The sequence below is a fragment of the Desulfitobacterium sp. PCE1 genome, assembly GCF_000384015.1.
GTDB lineage: Bacteria > Bacillota > Desulfitobacteriia > Desulfitobacteriales > Desulfitobacteriaceae > Desulfitobacterium > Desulfitobacterium dehalogenans.
In genome coordinates, this window is the sequence record NZ_KB913023.1 from 1890270 (window position 1) to 1912040 (window position 21771).

Annotated in this window: 17 protein-coding genes; 10 read left to right on the top strand and 7 right to left on the bottom strand. The window is 47.9% G+C overall.

Annotation, left to right across the window (positions count from 1 at the left end):
• Window positions 1-15 precede the first annotated feature (15 nt).
• Window positions 16-585, bottom strand: coding sequence for a 4Fe-4S dicluster domain-containing protein (locus DESPCE1_RS0109385; RefSeq protein ID WP_014793770.1), 570 nt, complete (start codon window positions 583-585; stop codon window positions 16-18).
• A 12-nt stretch (window positions 586-597) separates the two neighbouring features.
• A complete protein-coding gene (locus DESPCE1_RS0109390; protein ID WP_019850305.1) occupies window positions 598-3024 on the bottom strand; it encodes a molybdopterin-dependent oxidoreductase in 2427 nt (808 codons plus the stop codon).
• 340 nt (window positions 3025-3364) lie between these two features.
• On the opposite strand from DESPCE1_RS0109390, the gene DESPCE1_RS0109395 reads away from it, so the two are divergent.
• The 3 genes from DESPCE1_RS0109395 to DESPCE1_RS0109405 are packed head-to-tail and all read left to right on the top strand — an operon-like array spanning window position 3365 to window position 7894.
• Window positions 3365-4075, top strand: a complete 711-nt coding sequence (locus tag DESPCE1_RS0109395) for a FadR/GntR family transcriptional regulator (RefSeq protein ID WP_014793772.1) — start codon at window positions 3365-3367, stop codon at window positions 4073-4075.
• Between the two features lie 22 nt (window positions 4076-4097).
• On the top strand, window positions 4098-6176 hold the full coding sequence (locus tag DESPCE1_RS0109400; RefSeq protein ID WP_019850306.1) for a hydantoinase/oxoprolinase family protein: 2079 nt from the start codon (window positions 4098-4100) through the stop codon (window positions 6174-6176).
• 41 nt (window positions 6177-6217) lie between these two features.
• The gene (locus DESPCE1_RS0109405; RefSeq protein ID WP_028305525.1) at window positions 6218-7894 is read left to right on the top strand and encodes a hydantoinase B/oxoprolinase family protein; all 1677 of its coding nucleotides are present in this window, start codon (window positions 6218-6220) and stop codon (window positions 7892-7894) included.
• 253 nt (window positions 7895-8147) lie between these two features.
• Here the strand turns inward: DESPCE1_RS0109405 and DESPCE1_RS0109415 are convergent, their stop codons facing one another.
• Complete coding sequence (locus tag DESPCE1_RS0109415) at window positions 8148-10796, bottom strand: cation-translocating P-type ATPase (protein ID WP_019850309.1); 2649 nt, start codon at window positions 10794-10796, stop codon at window positions 8148-8150.
• Window positions 10797-10831: 35 nt separating this feature from the next.
• Window positions 10832-11998 (bottom strand): cation diffusion facilitator family transporter, encoded by a 1167-nt coding sequence (locus DESPCE1_RS0109420; protein ID WP_014793776.1) that lies wholly within the window; start codon window positions 11996-11998, stop codon window positions 10832-10834.
• A 222-nt stretch (window positions 11999-12220) separates the two neighbouring features.
• Here DESPCE1_RS0109420 and DESPCE1_RS0109425 point away from each other — a divergent pair, with 222 nt between their 5' ends.
• The 3 genes from DESPCE1_RS0109425 (at window position 12221) to DESPCE1_RS0109435 (ending at window position 15084) form a co-directional block, all read left to right on the top strand.
• Entirely contained in the window at window positions 12221-13120 is a 900-nt protein-coding gene (locus DESPCE1_RS0109425) for a DUF2156 domain-containing protein (RefSeq protein WP_019850310.1), read from the top strand.
• Between the two features lie 83 nt (window positions 13121-13203).
• Window positions 13204-14133: a GNAT family N-acetyltransferase gene (locus DESPCE1_RS0109430; protein ID WP_019850311.1), complete on the top strand. Its 930-nt coding sequence runs from the start codon at window positions 13204-13206 to the stop codon at window positions 14131-14133.
• A gap of 93 nt (window positions 14134-14226) precedes the next feature.
• Window positions 14227-15084 carry a DegV family protein gene (locus tag DESPCE1_RS0109435; protein WP_014793779.1) on the top strand — a complete coding sequence of 286 codons (858 nt, stop codon included), beginning with the start codon at window positions 14227-14229 and terminating at the stop codon, window positions 15082-15084.
• On the opposite strand, the gene DESPCE1_RS0109440 is transcribed toward DESPCE1_RS0109435, so the two are convergent.
• Window positions 15060-15962 carry a class I SAM-dependent methyltransferase gene (locus DESPCE1_RS0109440; RefSeq protein ID WP_014793780.1) on the bottom strand — a complete coding sequence of 301 codons (903 nt, stop codon included), beginning with the start codon at window positions 15960-15962 and terminating at the stop codon, window positions 15060-15062. The two genes, DESPCE1_RS0109435 and DESPCE1_RS0109440, sit on opposite strands and share 25 nt — an antisense overlap.
• A 126-nt stretch (window positions 15963-16088) precedes the next feature.
• Here DESPCE1_RS0109440 and plsY point away from each other — a divergent pair, with 126 nt between their 5' ends.
• From plsY to mscL, 3 genes are read left to right on the top strand one after another with little or no spacing between them, the layout of a single operon-like run.
• Complete coding sequence (gene plsY, locus DESPCE1_RS0109445) at window positions 16089-16670, top strand: glycerol-3-phosphate 1-O-acyltransferase PlsY (RefSeq protein WP_019850312.1); 582 nt, start codon at window positions 16089-16091, stop codon at window positions 16668-16670.
• Entirely contained in the window at window positions 16670-18304 is a 1635-nt protein-coding gene (locus DESPCE1_RS0109450) for an aminotransferase class V-fold PLP-dependent enzyme (protein ID WP_019850313.1), read from the top strand. The genes plsY and DESPCE1_RS0109450 overlap by 1 nt, the downstream gene beginning before the upstream one ends.
• Window positions 18305-18307: 3 nt before the next feature.
• Complete coding sequence (mscL, locus tag DESPCE1_RS0109455) at window positions 18308-18757, top strand: large conductance mechanosensitive channel protein MscL (RefSeq protein WP_019850314.1); 450 nt, start codon at window positions 18308-18310, stop codon at window positions 18755-18757.
• Between the two features lie 53 nt (window positions 18758-18810).
• Here mscL and DESPCE1_RS22505 read toward each other — a convergent pair whose 3' ends face one another.
• Both DESPCE1_RS22505 and DESPCE1_RS0109460 read right to left on the bottom strand, forming a co-directional pair.
• Window positions 18811-19041, bottom strand: coding sequence for a hypothetical protein (locus DESPCE1_RS22505; protein ID WP_084813862.1), 231 nt, complete (start codon window positions 19039-19041; stop codon window positions 18811-18813).
• A 467-nt stretch (window positions 19042-19508) separates the two neighbouring features.
• Window positions 19509-20423: an RluA family pseudouridine synthase gene (locus tag DESPCE1_RS0109460; protein WP_019850315.1), complete on the bottom strand. Its 915-nt coding sequence runs from the start codon at window positions 20421-20423 to the stop codon at window positions 19509-19511.
• A 140-nt stretch (window positions 20424-20563) separates the two neighbouring features.
• Here DESPCE1_RS0109460 and DESPCE1_RS0109465 point away from each other — a divergent pair, with 140 nt between their 5' ends.
• Window positions 20564-21676: an aminopeptidase gene (locus tag DESPCE1_RS0109465; RefSeq protein WP_019850316.1), complete on the top strand. Its 1113-nt coding sequence runs from the start codon at window positions 20564-20566 to the stop codon at window positions 21674-21676.
• Window positions 21677-21771 lie beyond the last annotated feature (95 nt).

The window sequence follows — 21771 nt, forward strand, 5'->3', positions numbered from 1 at the left end:
ACTGGTTTTTTATTTTTAAGGTAAGATATAGTAGGCTGCGGGACCGGTACCCAATTCTGATTTAATGGTCTTTGCCGTTTGACTGCTGACTAGTTTGGCGGCTTCTGAATTGGCATCATTGAGATCGCCATAGGTAATTGCCCGGCCCGGACAACAGTAGACACACATAGGGTCTTTGCCCTCCTCCAGCCGATGCATGCATAGGGTGCATTTATCAACCTTTTTGCTCTCCTTATCCATTTGTCTGGAGCCATAAGGACAAGCAGCCACGCATACGCCACAGCCGATGCAGTCTTCCTTCACCACATAGACAATGCCGTCTTCTCTTTTCTTTGAAGCACCGGTGGGGCAGACAGGAACACAGGGAGCGTTGTCACAGTGCTGACAAGGTACCGGAACGAAATTTCTTACCGGGTTCGGATAGGTCCCGGTAGGTTTATCAAAGACTTCCGCCTGATGATCATCCAGCACGCGAATCCGTGCCAGCCCGGCAGCTACTGTATTTTCCATTTTGCAGGATACGGTACAGGTCTTGCATCCTACGCACCGTTTCACATTAATCACAAATCCCATTCTCTTTGCCATGGTTATCTCCCCCTAAGCCTTCTTAATCTCGACGAGATTGTCATATGGAGCAAAGTTGGTCTCCAGCACTGCATCTTGCGCAGGATTCAGCTCCATGTGGAGCAGAGATGCATAATGACCTTCGGGAAAATGCTTGGGCCACCAGCCCTGGCAGATATTCAGGCAGCCCGGTTTGATCCCTTCCGTCACTTGAATCTTGACCTTGAATTTCCCCCGGTCATTGGCTACTTCCACCAGATCCCCGTCCCGGAGATTCCGCGCTTTGGCATCCACAGGGCTTATTTCCAGCCGGGGCTCAGGATAGACTTCATTGATCCAGGGCAGGTTCACGTGCTGGGAGTGGGTAGTAAAGACACTTCTGGCATTCATGAAGGTCAGGGGATATTTCCTGGCCAGGGGTGTGCGGTTGCTTTCGAGAGGTTCTTTATAGACCGGTAAAGCTTCCCCGAATTCAGTGAGAAAATCCAGATAGATCTCAATCTTCCCGTGAGCCGTATTGAATTTTTTATCTTCAAAAGGAACAAAATCCGCTGGCTGGTTGGCCCAGGCCACACCCTTGTTTTTAAGCTCTTCCAGGTTGGTGCCGCTGATGATCGGATCGGGAGAATTCTTCACGATAAATTCGGCGCTTTCCTGTTGGGTCATGGTCCAATATTCCCCAAAGCCCATCCGTTTGGCATATTCAGCAAAGCAATCCCAGTCGGCTTTGGCTTCCCACAAAGGTTTAATGGCCTGCTTACGGAACTGGATATAGAGGTTGGACCAAGCTCCAACCACATCACACTCTTCTTCATAATAAGAGGTGACAGGGAGGACATAGTCTGCATACTTCGTCATAGGGGTCATAATTTGCTCAGACACGACAATGAGATCCAGGGCCGGGAAGACTTCGTTGATCAAGCGGTCTCTAAGGGGAGCCTGGGTTCCCATTCCGTAGCTGGAAAGCCAAAGACTCTTGATAGGATAAGGTTTTTCACTGGGGATCACATCATAGAGCTGGGTTCCGGGGATCTTCTTTCCTTGAACATTGGGATTGGGGGCTGCCCAGTCGCCAGGGACCCCGGCAATAAGCTTAAAGAGAGTTCCGCCCGCCCAGGATACTCCGGCATGGCGCTTACCGATATTGCCGGTGATTGCTCCCAGGGTAATAAGTGCCCTGCAGGACAAATGGCCTTGATAATAGCGCTGAATGCCTTGGGTCATGCGAATGGCGGCCGGGTCGGTTTGGCCGTACATAAGTGCCAGCTTGCGAATATCTTCGGCAGGGACTTCACAGATTTCTGAGGCTTTTTCGGGAGTATATTCTTCAATGAGGTCGAGCAGGAGCTGGTGGGAGGGAGTACATTTTACGGTTTGCCCACCGATGGCGACTTCATAAATTCCGGTCAAGGCAGCCAGGGGTGTTTCATCGGCAGGTACGGCTTTCCCGGCCGCCGTATCCCATACCATACACCGATCGCCGCTTCCCCCCAGGTCTTTTGCCAGGATTAGTTTGCCGGTGTCTTGGCGGACAAGGAAGGGACCGGTAGTGTATTGGCGAATATAATCATCTTTTTGCAGGTTTTCCTTGAAAATCACGTGCATCATACCTAAAGCCATAGCTGCATCGGTACCCGGACGGATCGGAATCCACCAATCGGCTTTTGCTGCGGTTCTTGTAAAGCGGGGATCTACCACCACCAGCTTGGCGCCGGCTTCTTTAGCATCGGAGAGGAAGTGGCTGTCGTTGAGGGATGCTTCTGTATAGTTGCAGCCAAAAAAGATCAGGAGTTTGGAACCCCGAAGATCTTTCCAGCCGTGTCCTTCCTGGAGAACACCGAGCATGGGGAGGTAGGCAATGTTGGTGGCCAGGTCGCCCATGATGCCCAGGTTATCAATATGGGTTCCGCCTACGGTATTGGCAATTCTGGCCGAGATGAGCTGAGCGTTGATTCCGTAGTTTCCGGTCATGCCCATCCAGGAGTTGGCTTCCATACCGTATTTATCGGCAATTTCCTTGTGTTTTTCAGTGATCTCATTATAAGCTTGGTCCCAGGAGATCTGCTCCCATTTGTCTTCGCCACGTTCTCCCGCCCGCTTCATAGGGTATTTGACCCGGTCCGGGCTGTAGACCCGCTGCATGGCATTGGCAATTCCCTTAAGACAAATTCTTCTGTACTCGGGATCGGGGTATTCACCGGGTTCGATCTTAATGATTTTTTCGTCTTTAACAAAAACGTTGTGAGCGCAGCTGTTCACACAGTTCGGAGCACACACAGTACGAACTACCTTAACTCCGTCTTCTGTTTTTTCCACGGCTTCATTGGTTGATGCCGGTTTAAATGCGTTCGTACACCCGGGTAAGGCTAAAGTGGTTGCACCAAGGGCAGCGGATGCTTTTAAGAATCCTCTTCGCGTTAAGCCCTTCTTAGAAGTTTGTTTTTGCTCATCTTTAATCATTTCCTTCACCTCCGAAATATTTACAGGGTACTGACTCCATCATGGCCTACTCATATCTTCTTTATTTGATATAATAGAACCATGACATTGGTGAATGTGCTCACCTTCCCTTGAACAATTCTTCTTAAAACCCAAAAGACCTCTTAAATGTATTAAGTGCAGACATTTAAAATCATGCTTGAACAGCAAGGTTTTGCGGCTTTAATTCAGTACTTATGGCATTTGGGCGGGGGGGCGAATTTTAAATGTACTATATTCAGACATATTGGGTCCTGTTTTGCCAAAAGGAAAGTGCTATGATAATGGCGCTGATTTTTAGACTTCGGGGGTATTGTGAATTATGATATTGAGAACTAAAGCCTTATTGAGCATTCCAGAGCAGATTGCCGAAATCATCAAAGACAACATTATTACAGGTCAATTGAAGTTAGGCGATCGTCTCCCCGGGGAAATTGAGCTGGCCGAGCAATTAGGGGTAAGCCGCTCAACTCTTCGCGAGGCTTTGGATCTTTTGGAAGAGCAGCAGATCATTTATCGGAAACAAGGAAAGCAGGGGGGGAGCTTTATCACCAAGCGTACCACAGAAGATGTGGTGAAATATTTAATGAACTATCTGGCCCTTTCTGTGGGACTCCATTCCATTTCTATTGAAAACATCTACGAGATGCGGATGATTGTGGAGGTCAAAGGATGCGGTCTGGCAGCGCTCCGGAGAACGGACGAGGATCTTGAAGCCATGTACGCCGCCTTACTCCCTTTAGATGACCTGGTGACACCTTATCATTTTCATCATAATGATATTATTTTTCATAAGGCCATGGCTCAGGCCACCCATAATGAGCTCATGATCATCTATATGAGCCTTTTCACAAAGGTTCAGGAAGTAATAGGCTTCAATGCCAGCGCCAGCAAAGAGGTCCATCAAAGCCTGGTTCGAAATCTTAAGAATATCTACCAGGCGATTTTGGATCAAGACCAAGAACGTGCAGAAAAGTTGATGGTAGATCATATTGACTTTTTTAAAACGATTCCGAAAGGTGTTCGTATATAATCCGGAAAAGGTGGGGAATCCATTGACAAGCTATACCCTTGCCATTGATACAGGTGGGACATTTACTGATTTTGCGTTGCTGGATGAAGGCGGCAATGCAGTTGAAAAATATAAAGTAGCCAGCACCCCCGAAGATCCCTCCAACGGAATTATTGCCGGGCTTCAGCTCATTGCCCAGTCAAAGTCCATAGAGATTAAGTCTCTGATGAGCCGTGTTCAGCTTATTATTCATGGCACTACTGTGACCACGAATGCCGTGCTCACTTCCCTAGGCGCTAAAACTGCTCTGATTACTACGGAAGGGTTTCGGGATATTCTGGAAATGCGCCGGGGAATCCGTCCGACCTTTTTTGATAACAAGTATACTGCCCCTAAACCTCTTATCCCCAGACATTTGCGTTTTGGTGTCCAGGAGCGGATCAGCTCTACAGGCGCGGTACTTATTCCTTTAAATAAAAACGATCTTTACAGGATCGGTGATCAACTTAAAGCTGAACAGGTGGAGGCTGTTGCGGTTTGCTTTATGCATTCCTACCTCAATCCTCAACATGAAAAGCAGGCGAACCACATCCTCCAGGAACTGCTCCCTCATGCCTATATCACCGTTTCCAGCGAAATTTTGCCCCAACCTCGGCTCTATGAGCGGGTTAGTACCACGGCAATTAATTCTTACGTGGGTCCCTTGCTCAATCATTACCTCGATGCTCTGCTGGAGAAATTACGGGACCTTCACTTTACAGGCACTTTCTTTATTGTAACTTCCAATGGCGGGGCTGCCTCACCGGAGCTGGCCAAGAAAATCCCTGCCGCCACCTTATTATCCGGACCGGCGGCAGGTCCGGTTGCGGCACTGCACCTCTGCCAATCTGCCGGGTATTCCAACTGCCTCACTATGGATATGGGAGGGACAAGTTTTGAGGCCTCCCTGATCAAGGACGGGATGCCTTTAACCTCCCGCCGGGCGGAGGTGAATTTTAATGCTGTCTCTTTACCCATGATGGCGATTCAAACCATCGGCGCCGGTGGCGGGAGCATTGCCTGGCTGGACAGCGGTAACTTTTTGCATATGGGGCCACAGAGTTCCGGGGCCATTCCCGGACCGGCCGCCTATAATCTGGGCGGTACGGTACCTACCTGTACGGATGCGGCTTTGGTAATGGGGTTACTGGATCCTGACCGCTTCCTGAGTGGCCGTTATCCTTTGTCCCTGGACAAAGCCAGCCAGGCCATCGAAAAATATATTGCCACCCCCTTGGGTATTTCTGTGGAAGAAGCCGCCTGGGGAATGTATCAGGTGATTATAACCAATATGGCTAACAGCCTGAAGGAACTCACCGTAAGGAAGGGGTATGACCCCAGGGAATTTCTTCTCGTTGTAGGAGGAGGAGCAGGACCTCTCCATTGTGCTTATTTATCCCGGGAGCTGGAAATCCCCATGATGATGATTCCTGCAGAATCTTCGGTCATGTGTGCTTTTGGTATGTTGCTGGCGGATCTGAAATTAGATTATGTGCGGACCTTTTATGCAGCCTTTTCTCATGATAATGTGCCGGAGATGCTGGCTTTATTCGATGAGATGCATGTCCGGGGGAAAAAGGAGTCCGCCTATGGAGAGAGCTTGAACTATCGTATTGGAGTCACCTATAGCCTCGACCTTCGCTATAGGGGTCAGCACAATGAATTGACCATAGCCATCGACCGCGCAGATCTGGAGCGTCATAACCTGGAAAACATCGTGCGCTCTTTTCACCAAGAGCACAACCGCCAATATGGATATAGCCTGGAGAACAGTCGGGTGCCCTTGGAAGTCCTTTGCCTGAGGCTTTTATATACGGGCAAACGACAGATCGGCTCGGATCTCAAACCTCTTGAAACGCAATCCCTTTCTGCTCGTCTATTGGGTTATAGGGAAGTCTATAATCCTCATGCCAGGACATATCAAAAGCTCTCCGTTTGGGATGGTACTCAGCCCAGTCAGGAGGTCATCGAGGGGCCGGCTATTATCGAAATGGGGTATACCACGGTGTTCATTCCCCAATATTTTTCGGGACAATATGATTCCTTCGGTAATCTTTTGATGTATGAGAACAATAACACTTGAATTTGATCTATTCTTTTAGAAGTTCGGGGGAGGGAAAAGGCTTGCTCATTGAAACCATTGAAGTCACCCTGGTGCAAAGTTCATTGCACTCTATAACGGAGCAAATGGCTCATGCCCTTTTGCATTCAGCTCGTTCTCTCAATCTCAGCGAAGCCCGGGATTTTTGCACCGGACTTTACGGTTCCCGGGGCGAGATCATAGAGCAGACAGAATTTATCCCCCTTTTAGCCTATACGGTACCCACATCCATCAAAAATATCGTGGATTTTTTCGAGGAAGATATCCGGCCCGGGGATATTTTTATCCACAATGATCCTTTTACTGGGGGCAATCAAGCCACCGATGTCAAAATCGCCAAGCCCATCTTCCATGAAGGTCGGTTGGTGGCCTGGGCTGCCATCAATGCTCATCAAGCCGATGTGGGAGGGTGCATTCCCGGCGGCTATAACCCCTGTGCTACGGAAATCTGGCAGGAAGCTCTTCGTATCCCTCCTGTAAAGCTGTTTGATGGGGGAGTCAAAAGAAAGGATGTTTGGCGGCTGATTTTCAGCAATATCCGTTACTCCATTGTGGAAGACGACATCCTGGCCATGATCGGGGGATGTATCATCGGCGAACGGGAATTGGTCAAGCAGATTGAAAAGTGGGGTTACGAAAGATTCTCGCAAAATCTGCAAAAGCTTTATGATCAAACGGAAAAGATGGTTCGCGAGGAATTCCTGCGGATCAATAACGGGGTGTACTACGGTGAAAGCATGGCTTATGATGACGGAATCAATGGGGAAAAGGCCATGCCCATTAAGGTTAAGATCACCGTGCAGGATGATCAGATGACTTTTGATTTTACGGGCACGGCGGAACAGACAGCAGGTTATGTCAATGCTCCATATCCTGTGACTCTGTCCGGTGTTCTTCTCACCTTGCTCATGTGTCTTGAGTATGCAGATATACCTCGCAATGAGGGTATGTTGCGGCCGGTTCGGGTGATCGTTCCGGAAGGATGCCTGCTCAACCCCAGATTTCCGGCTGCCACGGGTTTTGGCAATCACTTAGTGGATCAGATCGGCGAAGCTGTTATGCAAGCCCTCTTCCCCGCCTTGCCGCAAAGGGTCACTGCCGGTTGGAATCATATGCTCTGTGTCCTCCTTTCCGGCCATGACTCGAGGAAAAACAGTCCTTTTGCCCATATGCTGATCAATGCCTGCAAAGGGGGCGGCGGTGCTTCTTTCGGTGCCGATGGTTATAACCATATCGGCTTCATTGGAGGAGGCGGGGGAATTGCCGCCCAGGATCCGGAGATGTTTGAACTGGAAGCTCCGGTCCATTTTCACAAATTCGAATATGCTCCGGACTCCTGCGGCTCAGGACAGTGGCGTGGGGGTCTGGGAGTAGAGACACAGGTGGAATTTTTGGAAGATGTTCAATGCAGTATTTTCGGGGAAGGTCTTGTACCCCAAAGCTGTGCTCCGGGTATCTTAGGCGGTCACCCCGGACGATCAAACACCGCAAAAATCATCTACCCCAACGGGGAGGTCTATTACCCTAAGGCCAAGGAATTTATCCCGCTTCTTCCCAATGGAACACGGTGGCATCAGATCGCCGGTGGCGGTGGCGGCTATGGCAGTCCCCTGGAAAGAGAAAAGTCAAGAGTTCGCGAGGATATTCTGGAAGGATACATTACCCTTGATAAAGCCAAGAAGGACTATGGTTGGGAATAAAGTATGGATTTGTCGCAGTAAGACAGCTCTAAATAACAGTTTTTATTTGTCCAAGATAGATGCGGTAAGTTTCGTCCAGATGTTTTTGGAAAAAGATATCGGGTTCCACGGCAAGTCCATGTAAGTAGAGCAGACGTCTTACCTCTCTCATGCACTTCCTATGACTGACTGAGAATGCCTTCCGGTAAAAACTCCGGGTATTAAAAAGGCTAATGTCCAACGAGTTCAGTTGAACATTAGCCTTGCTGTTTATCTAAGATCGTCGCAAGAAGGTTTTATAAATCTCCTTAAGAATCAGGGGAATAACAGCTAAGCTAAGGACGATACCCCAGTCTCTTAAGGACAGCATTTGCAGTTTAAAGGCGCTGGAGAGGAAGGGGACGGAGATGACCGTCAGCTGCAGTAGTAAGCCGACGATAATTGCTCCGATCAGATATTTGTTAGAGAAGAAACCTAGGGTGAAGATGGATTTAGTGGCGCTTCTCATGGCCAGAGAGTAGAAGAGCTGGGAGGCAGCCAGGACGACGAAGGCCATAGTACGGGCATAGGTGAGGACATCGTCGGGGATCGCCATGGAGCCTAAGGAATAACCGTATTCACGAAGTCCCACATAGAAGGCTACCAGGGTCAACGTGCCGATCAGTACACCGCCGATGATGGCCCGGACCCCTGCTCCGTGGGCAAAGAAGCTTTCTTTGGGGTCACGGGGTTTTTGGCGCATGACTTCTTTATCCCCGGGATCGACCCCCAGGGCAATGGCCGGGAGGGTATCAGTGATTAAGTTAATCCACAAAAGCTGAGTGGCGAGAAGAGGAACAGGCCAGAAAAAGAGAACCGAGAAGAAGATAGCGATAATCTCTCCCAGGTTACAGGAGAGGAGGAAAATCACCGACTTCCTGATGTTGTTATAGATATTCCGGCCTTCCTCAATAGCGTGGACGATGGTGGTGAAATTATCATCGGTTAAGATCATATCCGCGGCACCTTTGGAGACATCGGTACCGGTTATCCCCATGGCTACTCCAATGTCGGCGTTTTTCAAGGAAGGAGCATCGTTGACTCCATCTCCCGTCATGGAGACGATGTTGCCATGGGATTTGAAGGCTTTGACGATTTTAACCTTGTGCTCCGGGGAAACCCGGGCAAAGACCCGCAGGCTGCCGATGCGTTCGGAAAACTCTGCATCGGACAATTCATCGATTTCAGCGCCGGTCATGCTTTCCTCTATTGACTCAGCGATCCCTAATTCTTTGGCGATAGCTACGGCGGTGTTTTTATGGTCTCCGGTAATCATAACCGGTGTGATTCCTGCCAGCTTGGCATCCCGGATGGAATCCTTGACTTCCAGACGGGGAGGATCGATCATGCCGACCATACCGAGGAGGGTAAGGTCCTGCTCCATCTCCTTGGGGCTGATCATGGTATCAACATCTTTATAGGCGGCACCCAGTACCCGCAGGGCAGCATCGGACATTTCATCAGCCATACGAAGGTACTCTTTCTTCATTTCTTCCGTGAGGGGGACTACTTTTCCTTCGACTAAAGCAGTGGTTGAGATCTTGAGAAGGTTATCAATAGCTCCTTTGGTATGTACCCTGTACCCTCTATCTTCTTCATTAAGGGTGGACATGAGCTTGCGGTCGGAATCGAAGGGATGTTCACCCACCCGCTTATGTTCGGCATTCAAGGTTTTTTTCCCCAGGTTAAAGCGATCCCCTAAGACCACCAAGGCAATCTCCGTAGGATCTCCTGTACCCTGGCCATGTTCATAGGTAGCGTCCGAGCAAAGGACCAAGGTTTTCATCAGGTCTTTTTCCTGAAGGCTTGCGTTAAAACCGGAGCCCTCCCGGGGAACTTCCTGCAAATCGTTCAGTGTGTAATACTTAACCACGGTCATTTGGTTTTGGGTCAGGGTCCCGGTTTTATCTGAACAAATAATGTTTACGGAGCCCAAGGTTTCCACGGCGGGCAGCTTTTTGACAATGGCGTTGATTTTGGACATCCGGGTAACTCCCAGGGCCAGGACAATGGCGACAATGGCGGGAAGACCCTCGGGTATAGCGGCCACAGCTAAGCTAATGGCGGTCATGAACATCTCAAAGAGATCCCGTTTCTGGAAAAAGGAGATCATAAAGATGAGGACACAGATGCCGATGGCCAGATACCCCAAAACCTTCCCTAACTCTTCCATTCTTTTTTGCAGGGGGGTCATCTCATCAATCTCTTCGTCGAGAATCTTAGCGATTTTTCCGATCTCTGTTTCCATGGCGGTCCCCACCACTACCCCTTCCCCCCGGCCATAAGTGGCTAAGGTGGACATGAAGGCCATATTCACCTGATCGCCAAGGGGAGTTTTAGGGTCCTTAAGAGTTTCCTGGGCAATTTTTTCCGTGGGAACGGATTCACCCGTGAGAGCAGACTCTTCAATCTGGAGATTGGCGCTCTCAATAAGGCGCAGGTCTGCCGGGATAAAGCGGCCTGCGTCGATGAGGATGATGTCCCCCGGGACCAGTTCCTCAGATGAGATCTCCACGACTTCTCCATTCCGTCGGACCAGTGTCTTGGGTGTGCTCATTTGCTGCAAGGCTTCGATAGCTTTTTCCGCTTTGAATTCTTGGAACACCCCAATGACTGCATTGAGGACCACCACCAGAAGAATGATGATGGAGTCCACATATTCTCCGATAAACAGGGTGATCAATGCCGCGCCGATCAGAACATAAATCAGCATATCTTTCAATTGGGCGAAGAACAAAGCGATTAAGCTTTTCTTGGGTTTTCCTTTAAGCTTATTGGCTCCGTACTTCTCCAAACGGGTTTGGACTTCCTGGCTGGAAAGTCCGGTAGCAGGGTTCACGTTGAGCTCTCGAAGTACTTCTTCTTGAGATTTGGCAAACCACATTGTTTGATCACGCTCCAATCTCTATTGGTATAATCTTAAACTAAAGCGGTGACTGAATTAACAATAACGTTAAGCAGGGGGTCTTTTTCTTTTAGTTTATGAATAATATCCTTTCGGATAGTATCGGCATCGGGTACCTGGGGAGAAGGAACGGATAATTCAAAGATCACGTTCATACAGCGATAGCCTATGGTCATACGGATATTATGTGCGGCAAAGGAGCTATTTACTTCCTTTAGAGCGGATTTAACCATCTCCTTCATCGCATTAATTTTTTCTTCATCGGTAGTAATGGGATCGATATGAATGACAATAGTGATGTTCAATTCCTCAGAGATGCGCTTTTCAAGGTCGTCAATAATCATGTGGGCGTCGACACTATTCACAGTGTCCAGGATTTCGGCATGAATGGAGGCAATGGTTCGGCCTGGGCCATAATCATGAACTTTTAAATCATGGGTCCCTACAATGTACATTCCTTCACTGACCATATCCTTAACTTGATTAGCCAGTTCGGTATTGGGGGAAGAGCCCAATAAGATATTGATCGTTTCTTTGGCGATAGTATACCCTGAATAAAGGATGAAAAGGGAGATGAGAAGACCCATGTATCCGTCAATGGCGAGGCCAAAATAATGACCAATCAGTGTGGAGAGGATGACAGCACTGGTGGCCAAGGCGTCATTGAGACTGTCATAAGCAGTGGCCCTATTTATTCCCGAATTAATGATATTCCCGATGGTGCGGTTATAGGAGAACATCCAGATTTTTAAGGCTACGGAAAAAAGGAGAATAACCAAAGAAATCCAACTGAAAATGACCACATCTGGATGAAGGATCTTATTGAAGGAGTTTTTGAGAAGTTCGAAGCCTACCATAAAGATAATAAAAGCAACAACCAGGGAAGAGATGTATTCTATTCTGCCGTGGCCAAAGGGGTGCTCTATATCCGGTGGTCGGTTGCTCATTTTCGCTGCGATGATGGCGATGATGGAGGAGCCGCAATCGGAGAGGTTATTAAAGGCGTCGGAAATAACGGCGATACTGTTCATAAAAATCCCCAGCAAAAGCTTAAGTATAAATAAAATCAGGTTGCAGATGATACCTAATACTCCCGCTAAGACTCCATATCTCTCACGAACCCGCTTGTCTGAGATGTTGTCATATTGAGGAATAAAGCGATGAATGATGAACTTGATCAATGGTTTACCCCTTTCCTAAGCGGATGCTTCAAGGCATAGCATCCCAAAGATTTGTCACTTTGATTCGAAGAAGAAATGAGGTATTATAGAAAGGTATTATAATGGAAGTGTCCTAAGGAAAGTATAGATTAAGATTCTAGACATCGGTAAGTTGTTCCTATAATATAATAATATCATGCTCAGGATAATTACAAAAATAGCAGTACATAAGGTGGATAAAACATGATTGACTTTAAAAAGGTAGAGATAAGCGATAAAGAGTGGGTCAAACCGCTGCTCAGAGCCTCGGATCTTAGCGGCTGTCATCAAAATTTTACGAACTTATTCTCATGGTCGGAGACTTATCATTATCAGGTGGCTAAAGTGAATGATTACCTCGTTGTCAAAGGACGGCTCGAAGAAACCTATTATTATTTTTATCCGGCAGGAACCGGTGATGTTCAACCGGTCCTGGAAGAAATGAAAAAAGATGCCCAGGAAAATAACCATGAATTTATTGTGCTGGGAATTTCCCTGGAAAATATGGCGACTTTAAAAGAAGTGTATCCTGAGCATTTTGAATATGAGGAAATGCGGGATAGCTTTGATTATGTCTATCAGGCTGAAAAATTGGCTTCCCTGGCCGGAAGAAAGCTGCAAGCCAAACGAAACCATATCAATCGTTTCATCGCCAACACTACCTGGTCCTTCGAACTCATTACTCCGGAAAATCTGGCTGAATGCTGGGAAATGAACCTGGAATGGTGTCGGAAAAACGATTGTAAAGATGATGAACAGCTGAGAGCTGAATACTGTGCTGTAAAACGGAATTTTGATCACTTCAGGAATTTGGAACTCGAAGGGGGATTAATCCGCGCAGAGGGCAAGATCGTGGCCTTTACCATGGGGGAGCGGCTCAATTCTGATACTTATGTAGTACATGTAGAGAAAGCCTTCGGAGAGATTCAGGGAGCTTATCAAATCATTAACCGGGAGTTTGTGAGATGGATCAGGGAAACCTATCCGGATATTATCTATGTGAATCGGGAAGAGGACATGGGATATGAGGGCTTACGTAAGGCAAAACTATCCTATCACCCAGATAAAATGGAAGAGAAATTCTTAGCTCGGTATTTTGCTTAGGTAATTATATCATTGTATTTTTCCGCTCTGCTTAAACTGCGTTTAAGGGGAGCGGTTTGACTTTTCACGATAAGGAGATTTCTATGAAGGAAATGCGGCTGGCCCTTTGGTCCGATGTAGAGCGCCTTAAAGGTATCTGGAAGCTTTGCTTTGGGGATTCGGACTCCTTTATTGACTTTTATTTTACCCAGCGCTTCCAGCCGGAGCAGGTAGCAGTTTATCTTGTCGACCATGTCATTACGGCTATGCTTACCATGATTCCAGTCCAATGGCTGGAGGCCCATGAGGGGCAGAAAAGTATCCAGGGTTCTATGCTTTATGCCATTGGGACTCATCCGGATTTTCAACACCGGGGGATTGCCACGGAGCTGATGGATTGGGCCTTAGCATACCTTGGGAAGCGGCAGATGGAATTGTGTGTACTGGTACCCGCAGAAGCGGAGTTATTTAACTTTTATGAGAGGCGAGGGTATCAGGCAGGATTTGCCCTCCGTGAAGCGGTATTGAACCGCAATGAGATTGAGGTAATGTGTGCATCCTCAGGCATTAATAGGGAGAACAGATCCGGGTTTGCGGTTTCGGCGGCTGCTCCCCAAGCCTATAACAGCATCCGCAACCAGCTTCTCCGGGGAGCAACCTATCTAGCCTACAGGGAAGAGGAGGTTGCGTATCAAAAGAAGATCTCCCGGCTTTCTGGAGCAGATCTCTACAAGTTAAATGTGGGGGAAGTTCAGGGGTGTGCCGCTGTTGAACGTTTGACTGGAGATAAGGTTTTGGTTAAGGAGTATCTGGTTCCTGAGGAGTTTTTTTGTCACGGATTGAAGGCCTTGGCCCATACTCTCCAGGCTCAGGAGTTCATTATCAGGACCCCTGCCCATGGGGGTCAGGTTATGGGAGGTCAAGTCCGATCCTTTGGAATGTTTAAAAGGATAAGTTCACGAGAATTGGGACCCGTTCATCATCAGAATGAGATATTCGAAGAAAGAGCTTACCTCGGGCTTGCTTTCGACTAAATTAAACCCGCCTTTGGGACGGGTTTAATTCCTTTTTAACGTATTTTATTGTAATATTATATTCGATAGATTAAATATAGAGGAGATGAACAAATGGCTGTCCGTGTGTTAACCGATAGCACATGCTACATAGACGATGAAGCGAGAGAAGAATTGGACATAAGACGGGTGTCTTTGAATGTCTCTTTTGGTGATCAATCACTGCGGGAAAGCGATCTATCCAATGAAGAGTTTTATGAGATGATGGAAGCCAAGGGGATACCCACCTCTTCACAACCTTCTGTCGGTGAACTTTATCAGGAGATGGAAAAAGTGGTCTCGGCAGGTGAAAGCCTGTGCGGGATTTTCCTATCCTCGGATATGAGTGGAACTTTTTCTACAGCTCAATTGGTTAAAGAAATGATATTGGAAAAATATCCTGATGCCCAGATCGAAATCATTGATTCCCGCTCCAATTCCATGCAATTAGGATTTGCTGTTATACAGGGAGCTCGTGCAGCCAAAGCGGAGAAGAGTCTTGCTGAGGTCAAAGAGATTGTGCTGCAGAATATTAAACGTAGCCGTTTTTTGTTTATACCGGATAATCTGGATTATTTGAAAAAGGGTGGCCGTATCGGCGGAGCTGGTGCCTTAATCGGCAATCTGTTTAAAATTATTCCTATCCTGACGGTGGAAGAGGGGAAGGTCCTTGTCCTGACCAAGGTGCGGCATAAGGAGAAAGCCGTGTTGGCTATGATTGATAAGATGCTTCAGGACATTGGCAAATATGGGTTGGGGGAGATTGCCGTTCACCATATCAATTGCCTCGATGAAGCTCAAGCTTTAGTGAAAAAGATTAAAGATACGGTCACTGCCAATATTAAGGTAATGCCTATCGGTCCGGTGATCGGACTCCATGTTGGCCCCGGAGCCATTGGGATCGTTTATTACACAGAAAATGATTTGCGGTGAGGAATTTTATCCTTAAAGATTTTAAGGTTATTAAGAAACCTTTCTTTAAGGGTGGGCTTTTTGGGCGGTTCAGGGGGTGTGGGTTTCCTGCCACAGATCAAGCCAAAACCGAAATACCCTTTATAGTTTTTCATAAAGTTGGCATTCTGCTGCAAGCGTCTGTATAGGCCCGGGTGACTGGAGACCTTTTGCACCAGATCCTTGACAAGCATCCAGTCTTTTTTCAGCTCGTTTAAGATGAGGTTGCTGTTGGTGTTTCGCAAAGCTTGGGGATTTTTGATTTCCACATCCTCAAACCCTGCTTCTGCCAGGGTTTTGCTCCATTCCTCAAAAGACAGGGGAGCGGTGCCTTTGCCATAACAGAACTCCATCTGAGAGCGAAGTTGGGGGGGCAGCTCATAGAGTAAAGCCATCTCCAGATCGGCAATCCGGCCTTCGGGCTTTAAGACACGAAAGAACTCTTTGTAGACTTTTTCTTTATCTAAGAAGACAGTAATGGATTCGCACATGACCCAATCAAAGTGATTGTCGGGAAAGGGGAGGCTGTTGACATCGGCTACCCTGAATTCCGCCAGATGAGCGACTTCTTCGTGCTCGGCTCTCTGCCGGGCTTTTTCGATCATTTGGGAGTTGATATCCACTCCGATGATTTTGCAGCCCTTGCTTTTGGCCAACTGACAAACTGTAAGGCCGCTGCCGCAACCTGCGTCAAGAATGAAATCTTCGGAGTTCACATCCATAACTTCCAGGTTTTTGATGGTGGCCGGAAATCCTCCTGGATGAGAGCTCCCAATGCCCAGCCAGGCTAAGAGCTCAAAGTAATTCATGTCTCCAACGGACTTGTTTTTTTCTATCGATCCATGTTGAATGGCTTCCATGCTACCCTTCCTTTCTCTTAACAGAAGGTAATAAACGGTAAGGAATATGGCAAGATATTCCATGCATGTGGTAGTATATTCCTGAAGGGGAAGAAATGAAGCTTAACCCTATGGAGGGAGACTGGGATGATCGACCTGTTCATGATTTGTGGCGCCTATCTCCTGGGGGGGATGAGCACCGGGTACTACCTTGTCAGACTGTGGCAAAAAGATGATGTTCGTAACTACGGGTCCGGTGCGACGGGGGCAACCAATGCGGGAAGAGTTCTGGGGAAGAAAGGATTTTTTCTTACCGTAATGGGTGATGCCCTCAAGGGAGCATTTCCACCGGCCTTATCCATGCTCTTGAATCTATCCCTGACTACCCTTATTCTTTGCCTGATTGCAGTAGTTGCCGGTCATATCTGGCCTCTGCAGCTGGGCTTGCGCGGGGGGAAGGGAGTGGCTCCGGCGCTGGGAGGAATACTGGTTATCGATCCAATCCTGGCTTTGACTGCTGTGGTGATCTTCCTGTTTGTCTTAGTCTTGACACGCCAATTTACCTTAAGCGGCTTAGTAGTGATTCTGGGTGCTCCCGTCCTATCCTTCATCATGGAGAGACCTATTGAGCAGTCTGCAGGTCTGGCTGTCCTGGCTATCCTCATTCTCTTTGCTCATCGGAAGAATATCCAGGAGATGGGGAAGAAAACATTGCAAAGGAGAAGGTAATGGCAAGAACGGATTTGAGATTTAAAATTGCCACTAGTAAAGAGGAATTTGAGCAAATCCATCACTTAAACTACAAAACCTTTGTCAAAGAAATTCCTCAACATGAAGCGAATAGCCAGGAAAGGCTGATCGATCCCTTTCACCCGGAAAATATCTACTGCATCTGTCTACGTCGGGGGAAGCTTGTGGGGATGTTGGCTTGCCGGGATAAACGTCCTTTTTCGATCGATCGGAAATTAGAGGATTTAGATTCTTATCTGCCTCTCCATAGCTCAATCTGTGAAATTCGTCTATTGGCCGTGGAGAAGGATGTGCGGGGAACGCGAGTGCTGCTGGGTCTGATGAGTCTGCTTTTTGAGCATTGTCAAAAACAGGGCTACGACTTGGCTGTAATTTCTGGTACAGTACGGCAGTTGAAGTTATATAATCACCTGGGATTTAAACCCTTTGGCCCTCTGGTAGGGACAGCGGCGGCTTCTTATCAGCCCATGTACATTACACGAGAGCATCTAAGCCAAAAACTTATAGAATTGCTTTATACCTTCAGAAGCAAAGATGATTGGAGAGAAAGTGTGAATTTTCTTCCCGGGCCGGTCAGGATTCGTCAGGAGGTGCAAGAGGCCTTTAAGAGAGCTCCTTGCTCCCATCGGTCTGAGGAATTCTCGGCAGCTATGGCTGGGATCAAAAAGGATCTGACCCAATGGCTGAAGGCTCGACACGTCCAGATTCTGCTGGGATCAGGGACTTTGGCCAATGATGTGGTGGGGGCTTATCTATTCGCCATGATGGGCAAGAAAAAAGGCCTGGTTCTCAGCAACGGAGAGTTCGGGAACCGCTTGCTTGATCAGGCACGACGGGCAGGTCTCAATTTTGAAGAACACGCCATTCCCTGGGGGAAAGGGTTCGATTATAAGGAAATCGAAAAGCGGCTGGATAAAAGGGATGACCCGCTTCAGTGGCTCTGGGCAGTTCATCTGGAAACCTCCACAGGGGTGCTCAATGATTTGCCAAGGCTGAAGGATCTTTGCTGCCAACATCAAATCGCTCTGGCTGTGGATTGCGTGAGTTCCATCGGTGCTGTACCTATGGACTTAAGCGGGGTCTATCTGGCTTCAGGAGTTAGTGGCAAAGCGCTCTGCTCCTATCCTGGGCTGAGCTTTGTCTGCTATAATCAGGTGCTCAAAGGGGGAACATTGCCCCGCTATATGGATCTGGAGTTATATCAACAGTCGGAGGGGGTTCCTTTTACCCAATCCTCCAATCTCGTCTATGCTTTGCAACAGGCCTTAGAATATGCAGTGGATAGAGATATGAGCATTAATCAAAGACTGGGGGAGTGGCTCAGGGCTAAACTGCAGGAACTTGGAATTCAGGTATTGGCCTCTGCTGAAGAGGCCGCCCCGAATGTTCTTACCCTGGTACTGCCTCAAGGAATCAGGTCCATAGAATGTGGTGACAAATTGGAAAAAGAGGGCTATGCTCTCAGCTATCGCAGCTCTTATCTTCGCCAGCGTAATTGGATTCAAGTCTGCTTAATGGGGGAGTATGAACCAGAGGAAATTCTGGCATTTCCGGAAGTCCTCGGGCAATGTATGAAGAAATTAGGATTAAGAGATAGTAAAGAGGGGGAATAGACAATGTGGAAAGAATTTAAAGAGTTTGCTATGAAGGGGAATGTCATCGATCTGGCTGTGGGTGTCATTATCGGAGGTGCCTTTGGCAAAATCGTGACTTCTTTAGTCAATGATGTAATTATGCCTGTAGTGGGTCTTCTCTTGGGTCAAGTGGATTTTTCCAATGCCTTTATTACTCTGGGAGATGGGGATTTTGCCACTGTCGCAGATGCTCAGACCGCCGGTGTTCCTACTCTGAATTACGGATTATTCATTAATAATATAGTAGATTTTCTCATCATTGCTTTCACTATTTTTATTGTGATTAAGCAGATAAACCGCTTTAATAGACGGAAAGAAGTCAAAGAAGAGGTGGTGGAGGAAGCAACCACCAAGCCTTGTCCGTATTGTTATGTGGAAATACATAAGGAAGCTACACGGTGCCCTCATTGTACATCGGTCTTAGGGGATTGATTATCTCCAGGATTTTGCTTTCGGCGTTCACTCCATAAGCTGCGCGGAGCAATCTAATCGCTCAAGACCTCCGCTGCGTCGGGTGCCCGCCCAAATCGCTCCTGCTCAATGGGCGGTTGGAAACGTCCTGTTTCCAACCCGACTCCGCTGCAGTCTTTTCGCGAAGATTGCTTACCTGCTCGCTTAGAATCCGTTCTCTGCCTTAAAGCAAAATCCTTGGGCTGCCTTTCGGGCTTGGGAGGCGTGGATGAAGGATAAGCCACACGACCCGGGCAACCGAGCAAAGCTTTTCATTCTCTGCTGGTGACGCCCCGCAGCATGGCTGCTAACCCTGAAAAGACCCCAGAAAGGACACGAAAAAGACCCGCCAGCGTAGCTTTGCGCACAAGAGCGAACGATTTTCACTGTGTATAAGGCAGCTAAGGCTTCTGCTTCGCTTCACTCACCATAAGCCAAGCTTTCTTTAAGCGGAGGGGTGGTTGGGTCAACGAGGCTTTCTTAACATAGCGGAGCCACTGGTTCACATCAGGTATTACCCGGAGGTTTGGCGAAGCTGTTAAGAAAGCGAGTTGACCAACCCTGGAGCTATTGAGTACGTGAGCTCCGATGAAGAAAGCCTCCGGTGGAGGGTTTCAGGAGCTCACGCCCGAAGGTGCGTTGTGCGTAAAGCTACCTGACCCGGATCACGTTTTTCACCCCCTGCTAGTACCGTCTGAGCAGCGTGGTGGGCTATTTTGAAGGTGTGGAGCGATCAGGCATTGAAGGAACGTAGTCCCCTCAGAAGCTGCTGTAAATCCTCGGGAAGAGGAGCCTGGATGCTAGTCAGTTCACCGGTCAGGGGATGATTAAACTCATAGATGGAGGAGTGAAGTGCTTGGCGATCGATCCTTGCCAAACTGCCTCCATAGAGGTCGTCCCCTAAAAGGGAATGCCCCAAGTGTTGACAATGGACCCGAATCTGGTGGGTGCGGCCGGTTTCCAGGATAAATTCCAGCAAAGAGACGTCTTGATAACGCTCTAAAACTTTGTAGTGAGTGACTGCAGGTGAGCCCTCCAGGGAAATCTGTCTTTGCATAAAGCTGCCGGGAGCGAGGGCAATGGGGGCATTGATAACACCCTGATCCTCTTTCACCTGTCCTTCGACGATTCCCAAATAGCATTTATGAATGCGTCGGTGAGTATGCTGCCAAGCCATTTGTTGGTGGGCGAATTGATTTTTCCCTACCACCACTACTCCCGAGGTGTTGCGGTCAATGCGGTGAATGGGGCGAAAGGGACGCGCTTCTCCTTGGGCCAGCCAATAGCCTACGACGGCGTTGCCTATGGTTCCTGTAGGATAGCGGGGAGTGGGATGAACGACTTGCCCGGCGGGCTTATTGACAGCCAGAAAATAATCATCTTCATAAAGAATCTCCAGGGGCAGGTCCTCACCGGGGATACTGTTGGTCTCCGGGGTTTGGAGTTGAACGGCCAGGACCTCACCGGCTTTGCCCCGGGCTGTCAGAAAAGTGAATACTCCGTTAACCCAGACCCGCTCTTCCGCCTGCTTCAGATGCTGGATTAACTTACGGGAGAAATGGAATTTGCGAAAGAGGATTTCCTGGTATTTCTGCCCATCATCCTGGGGCTGAAGAGTATAGGTCCAAAGGTCTTGCTCATTGTTCATGGATGCCGCTCCTCTATACTGTAGTTTGAGCCTTGAGAAAGGTATTTTCATAAGGACTATAGAATGATTACTGAGATATGGCCCAAGTTATCATAAACGAGGCACATAAAAAAAAGATCAAGAGAAAGAAGGCAATATCATTGAAAGATCCACGGATGGAAAAACTAGCACAATCCATTATTAACTACGCCATTGAATTGAAGCCGGGGGAAAAAGTCCTGATTGAGGTCAATGGTTTAGAGATTCCACTGGCTCAGGCCTTGGTGAAATATGCCTATGAGGCGGGAGGCCATCCTTTTTTACATGTTAATAATAATACCCTATTGCGTGAGCTTTTAAAAGGAATGACCGAAGAGCAGGCCCAAGCCATGGCTCGTTGGGATTTGGCCCGGATGAAAGAGATGGATGCCTTTGTGGGTATCAGAGCAGGGGAAAACGCCAATGAGCTTTCTGATGTCCCCGGTGACAAGATGAGCATCTACCAAAAAGAGTACCAAAGAACGGTAACGGATCATCGGGTATCGCATACCAAATGGGTGGTGATGCGTTATCCCAATGCCTCCACGGCACAATTAGCCAATACCAGTATAGAAGCCTTTGAAGATTTCTATTTTAACGTATGCAATTTGGATTACGCAAAGATGTCCAAGGCTATGGACCCTTTGGTAGAACTTATAGAACGGACGGACAAAGTACGGATTACCGGTCCTGGGACGGACTTGACCTTCTCCATCAAAGGGATGAAAGGGATTAAATGCGATGGCCATATCAATATTCCCGATGGGGAAGTCTATACAGCACCTCTCCGGGAATCCGTTAATGGACGGATTTCCTACACTATAGCAGCCTTGTATCAAGGTTTTACCTATGAAAATATCGTGCTGGAATTTAAGGATGGCAAGATAGTTAAGGCCACAGCCAACGACACTGAACGCATCGAGGAGATTTTCAATACGGATGAAGGAGCCCGTTATATCGGGGAGTTTGCCATTGGGGTCAATCCTTACATCCTCCATCCTATGAAGGATACTCTTTTCGACGAGAAGATCGACGGAAGCTTCCATTTCACTCCGGGAAACTGCTACGATGATTGCTATAATGGCAATAAATCTGCCATCCATTGGGATTTGGTATGCATTCAGCGCCCGGAGTACGGTGGCGGAGAAATGTACTTCGACGATGTTTTGATTCGCAAGGATGGACGCTTCGTGATTCCCGAACTACAGGGGCTCAACCCGGAAAACCTAAAATAGGGCTATATTGAGAGACTATTTGATATACTAATACTATAGTTTAAGTATCTCTCCCAAGTAGATAGGGTTAATCCTATTCCCATGGAGCAAGGGTT

What these genes read in the sequence shown, in the direction of transcription:
- DESPCE1_RS0109385 (WP_014793770.1), bottom strand. Translation starts at nt 585, where the DNA reads ATGGCAAAGAGAATGGGATTTGTGATTAATGTGAAACGGTGCGTAGGA.
- DESPCE1_RS0109390 (WP_019850305.1), bottom strand. Translation starts at nt 3,024, where the DNA reads ATGATTAAAGATGAGCAAAAACAAACTTCTAAGAAGGGCTTAACGCGA.
- DESPCE1_RS0109395 (WP_014793772.1), top strand. Translation starts at nt 3,365, where the DNA reads ATGATATTGAGAACTAAAGCCTTATTGAGCATTCCAGAGCAGATTGCC.
- DESPCE1_RS0109415 (WP_019850309.1), bottom strand. Translation starts at nt 10,796, where the DNA reads ATGTGGTTTGCCAAATCTCAAGAAGAAGTACTTCGAGAGCTCAACGTG.
- DESPCE1_RS0109425 (WP_019850310.1), top strand. Translation starts at nt 12,221, where the DNA reads ATGATTGACTTTAAAAAGGTAGAGATAAGCGATAAAGAGTGGGTCAAA.
- DESPCE1_RS0109430 (WP_019850311.1), top strand. Translation starts at nt 13,204, where the DNA reads ATGAAGGAAATGCGGCTGGCCCTTTGGTCCGATGTAGAGCGCCTTAAA.
- DESPCE1_RS0109435 (WP_014793779.1), top strand. Translation starts at nt 14,227, where the DNA reads ATGGCTGTCCGTGTGTTAACCGATAGCACATGCTACATAGACGATGAA.
- DESPCE1_RS0109440 (WP_014793780.1), bottom strand. Translation starts at nt 15,962, where the DNA reads ATGGAAGCCATTCAACATGGATCGATAGAAAAAAACAAGTCCGTTGGA.
- plsY (WP_019850312.1), top strand. Translation starts at nt 16,089, where the DNA reads ATGATCGACCTGTTCATGATTTGTGGCGCCTATCTCCTGGGGGGGATG.
- DESPCE1_RS0109450 (WP_019850313.1), top strand. Translation starts at nt 16,670, where the DNA reads ATGGCAAGAACGGATTTGAGATTTAAAATTGCCACTAGTAAAGAGGAA.
- mscL (WP_019850314.1), top strand. Translation starts at nt 18,308, where the DNA reads ATGTGGAAAGAATTTAAAGAGTTTGCTATGAAGGGGAATGTCATCGAT.
- DESPCE1_RS0109460 (WP_019850315.1), bottom strand. Translation starts at nt 20,423, where the DNA reads ATGAACAATGAGCAAGACCTTTGGACCTATACTCTTCAGCCCCAGGAT.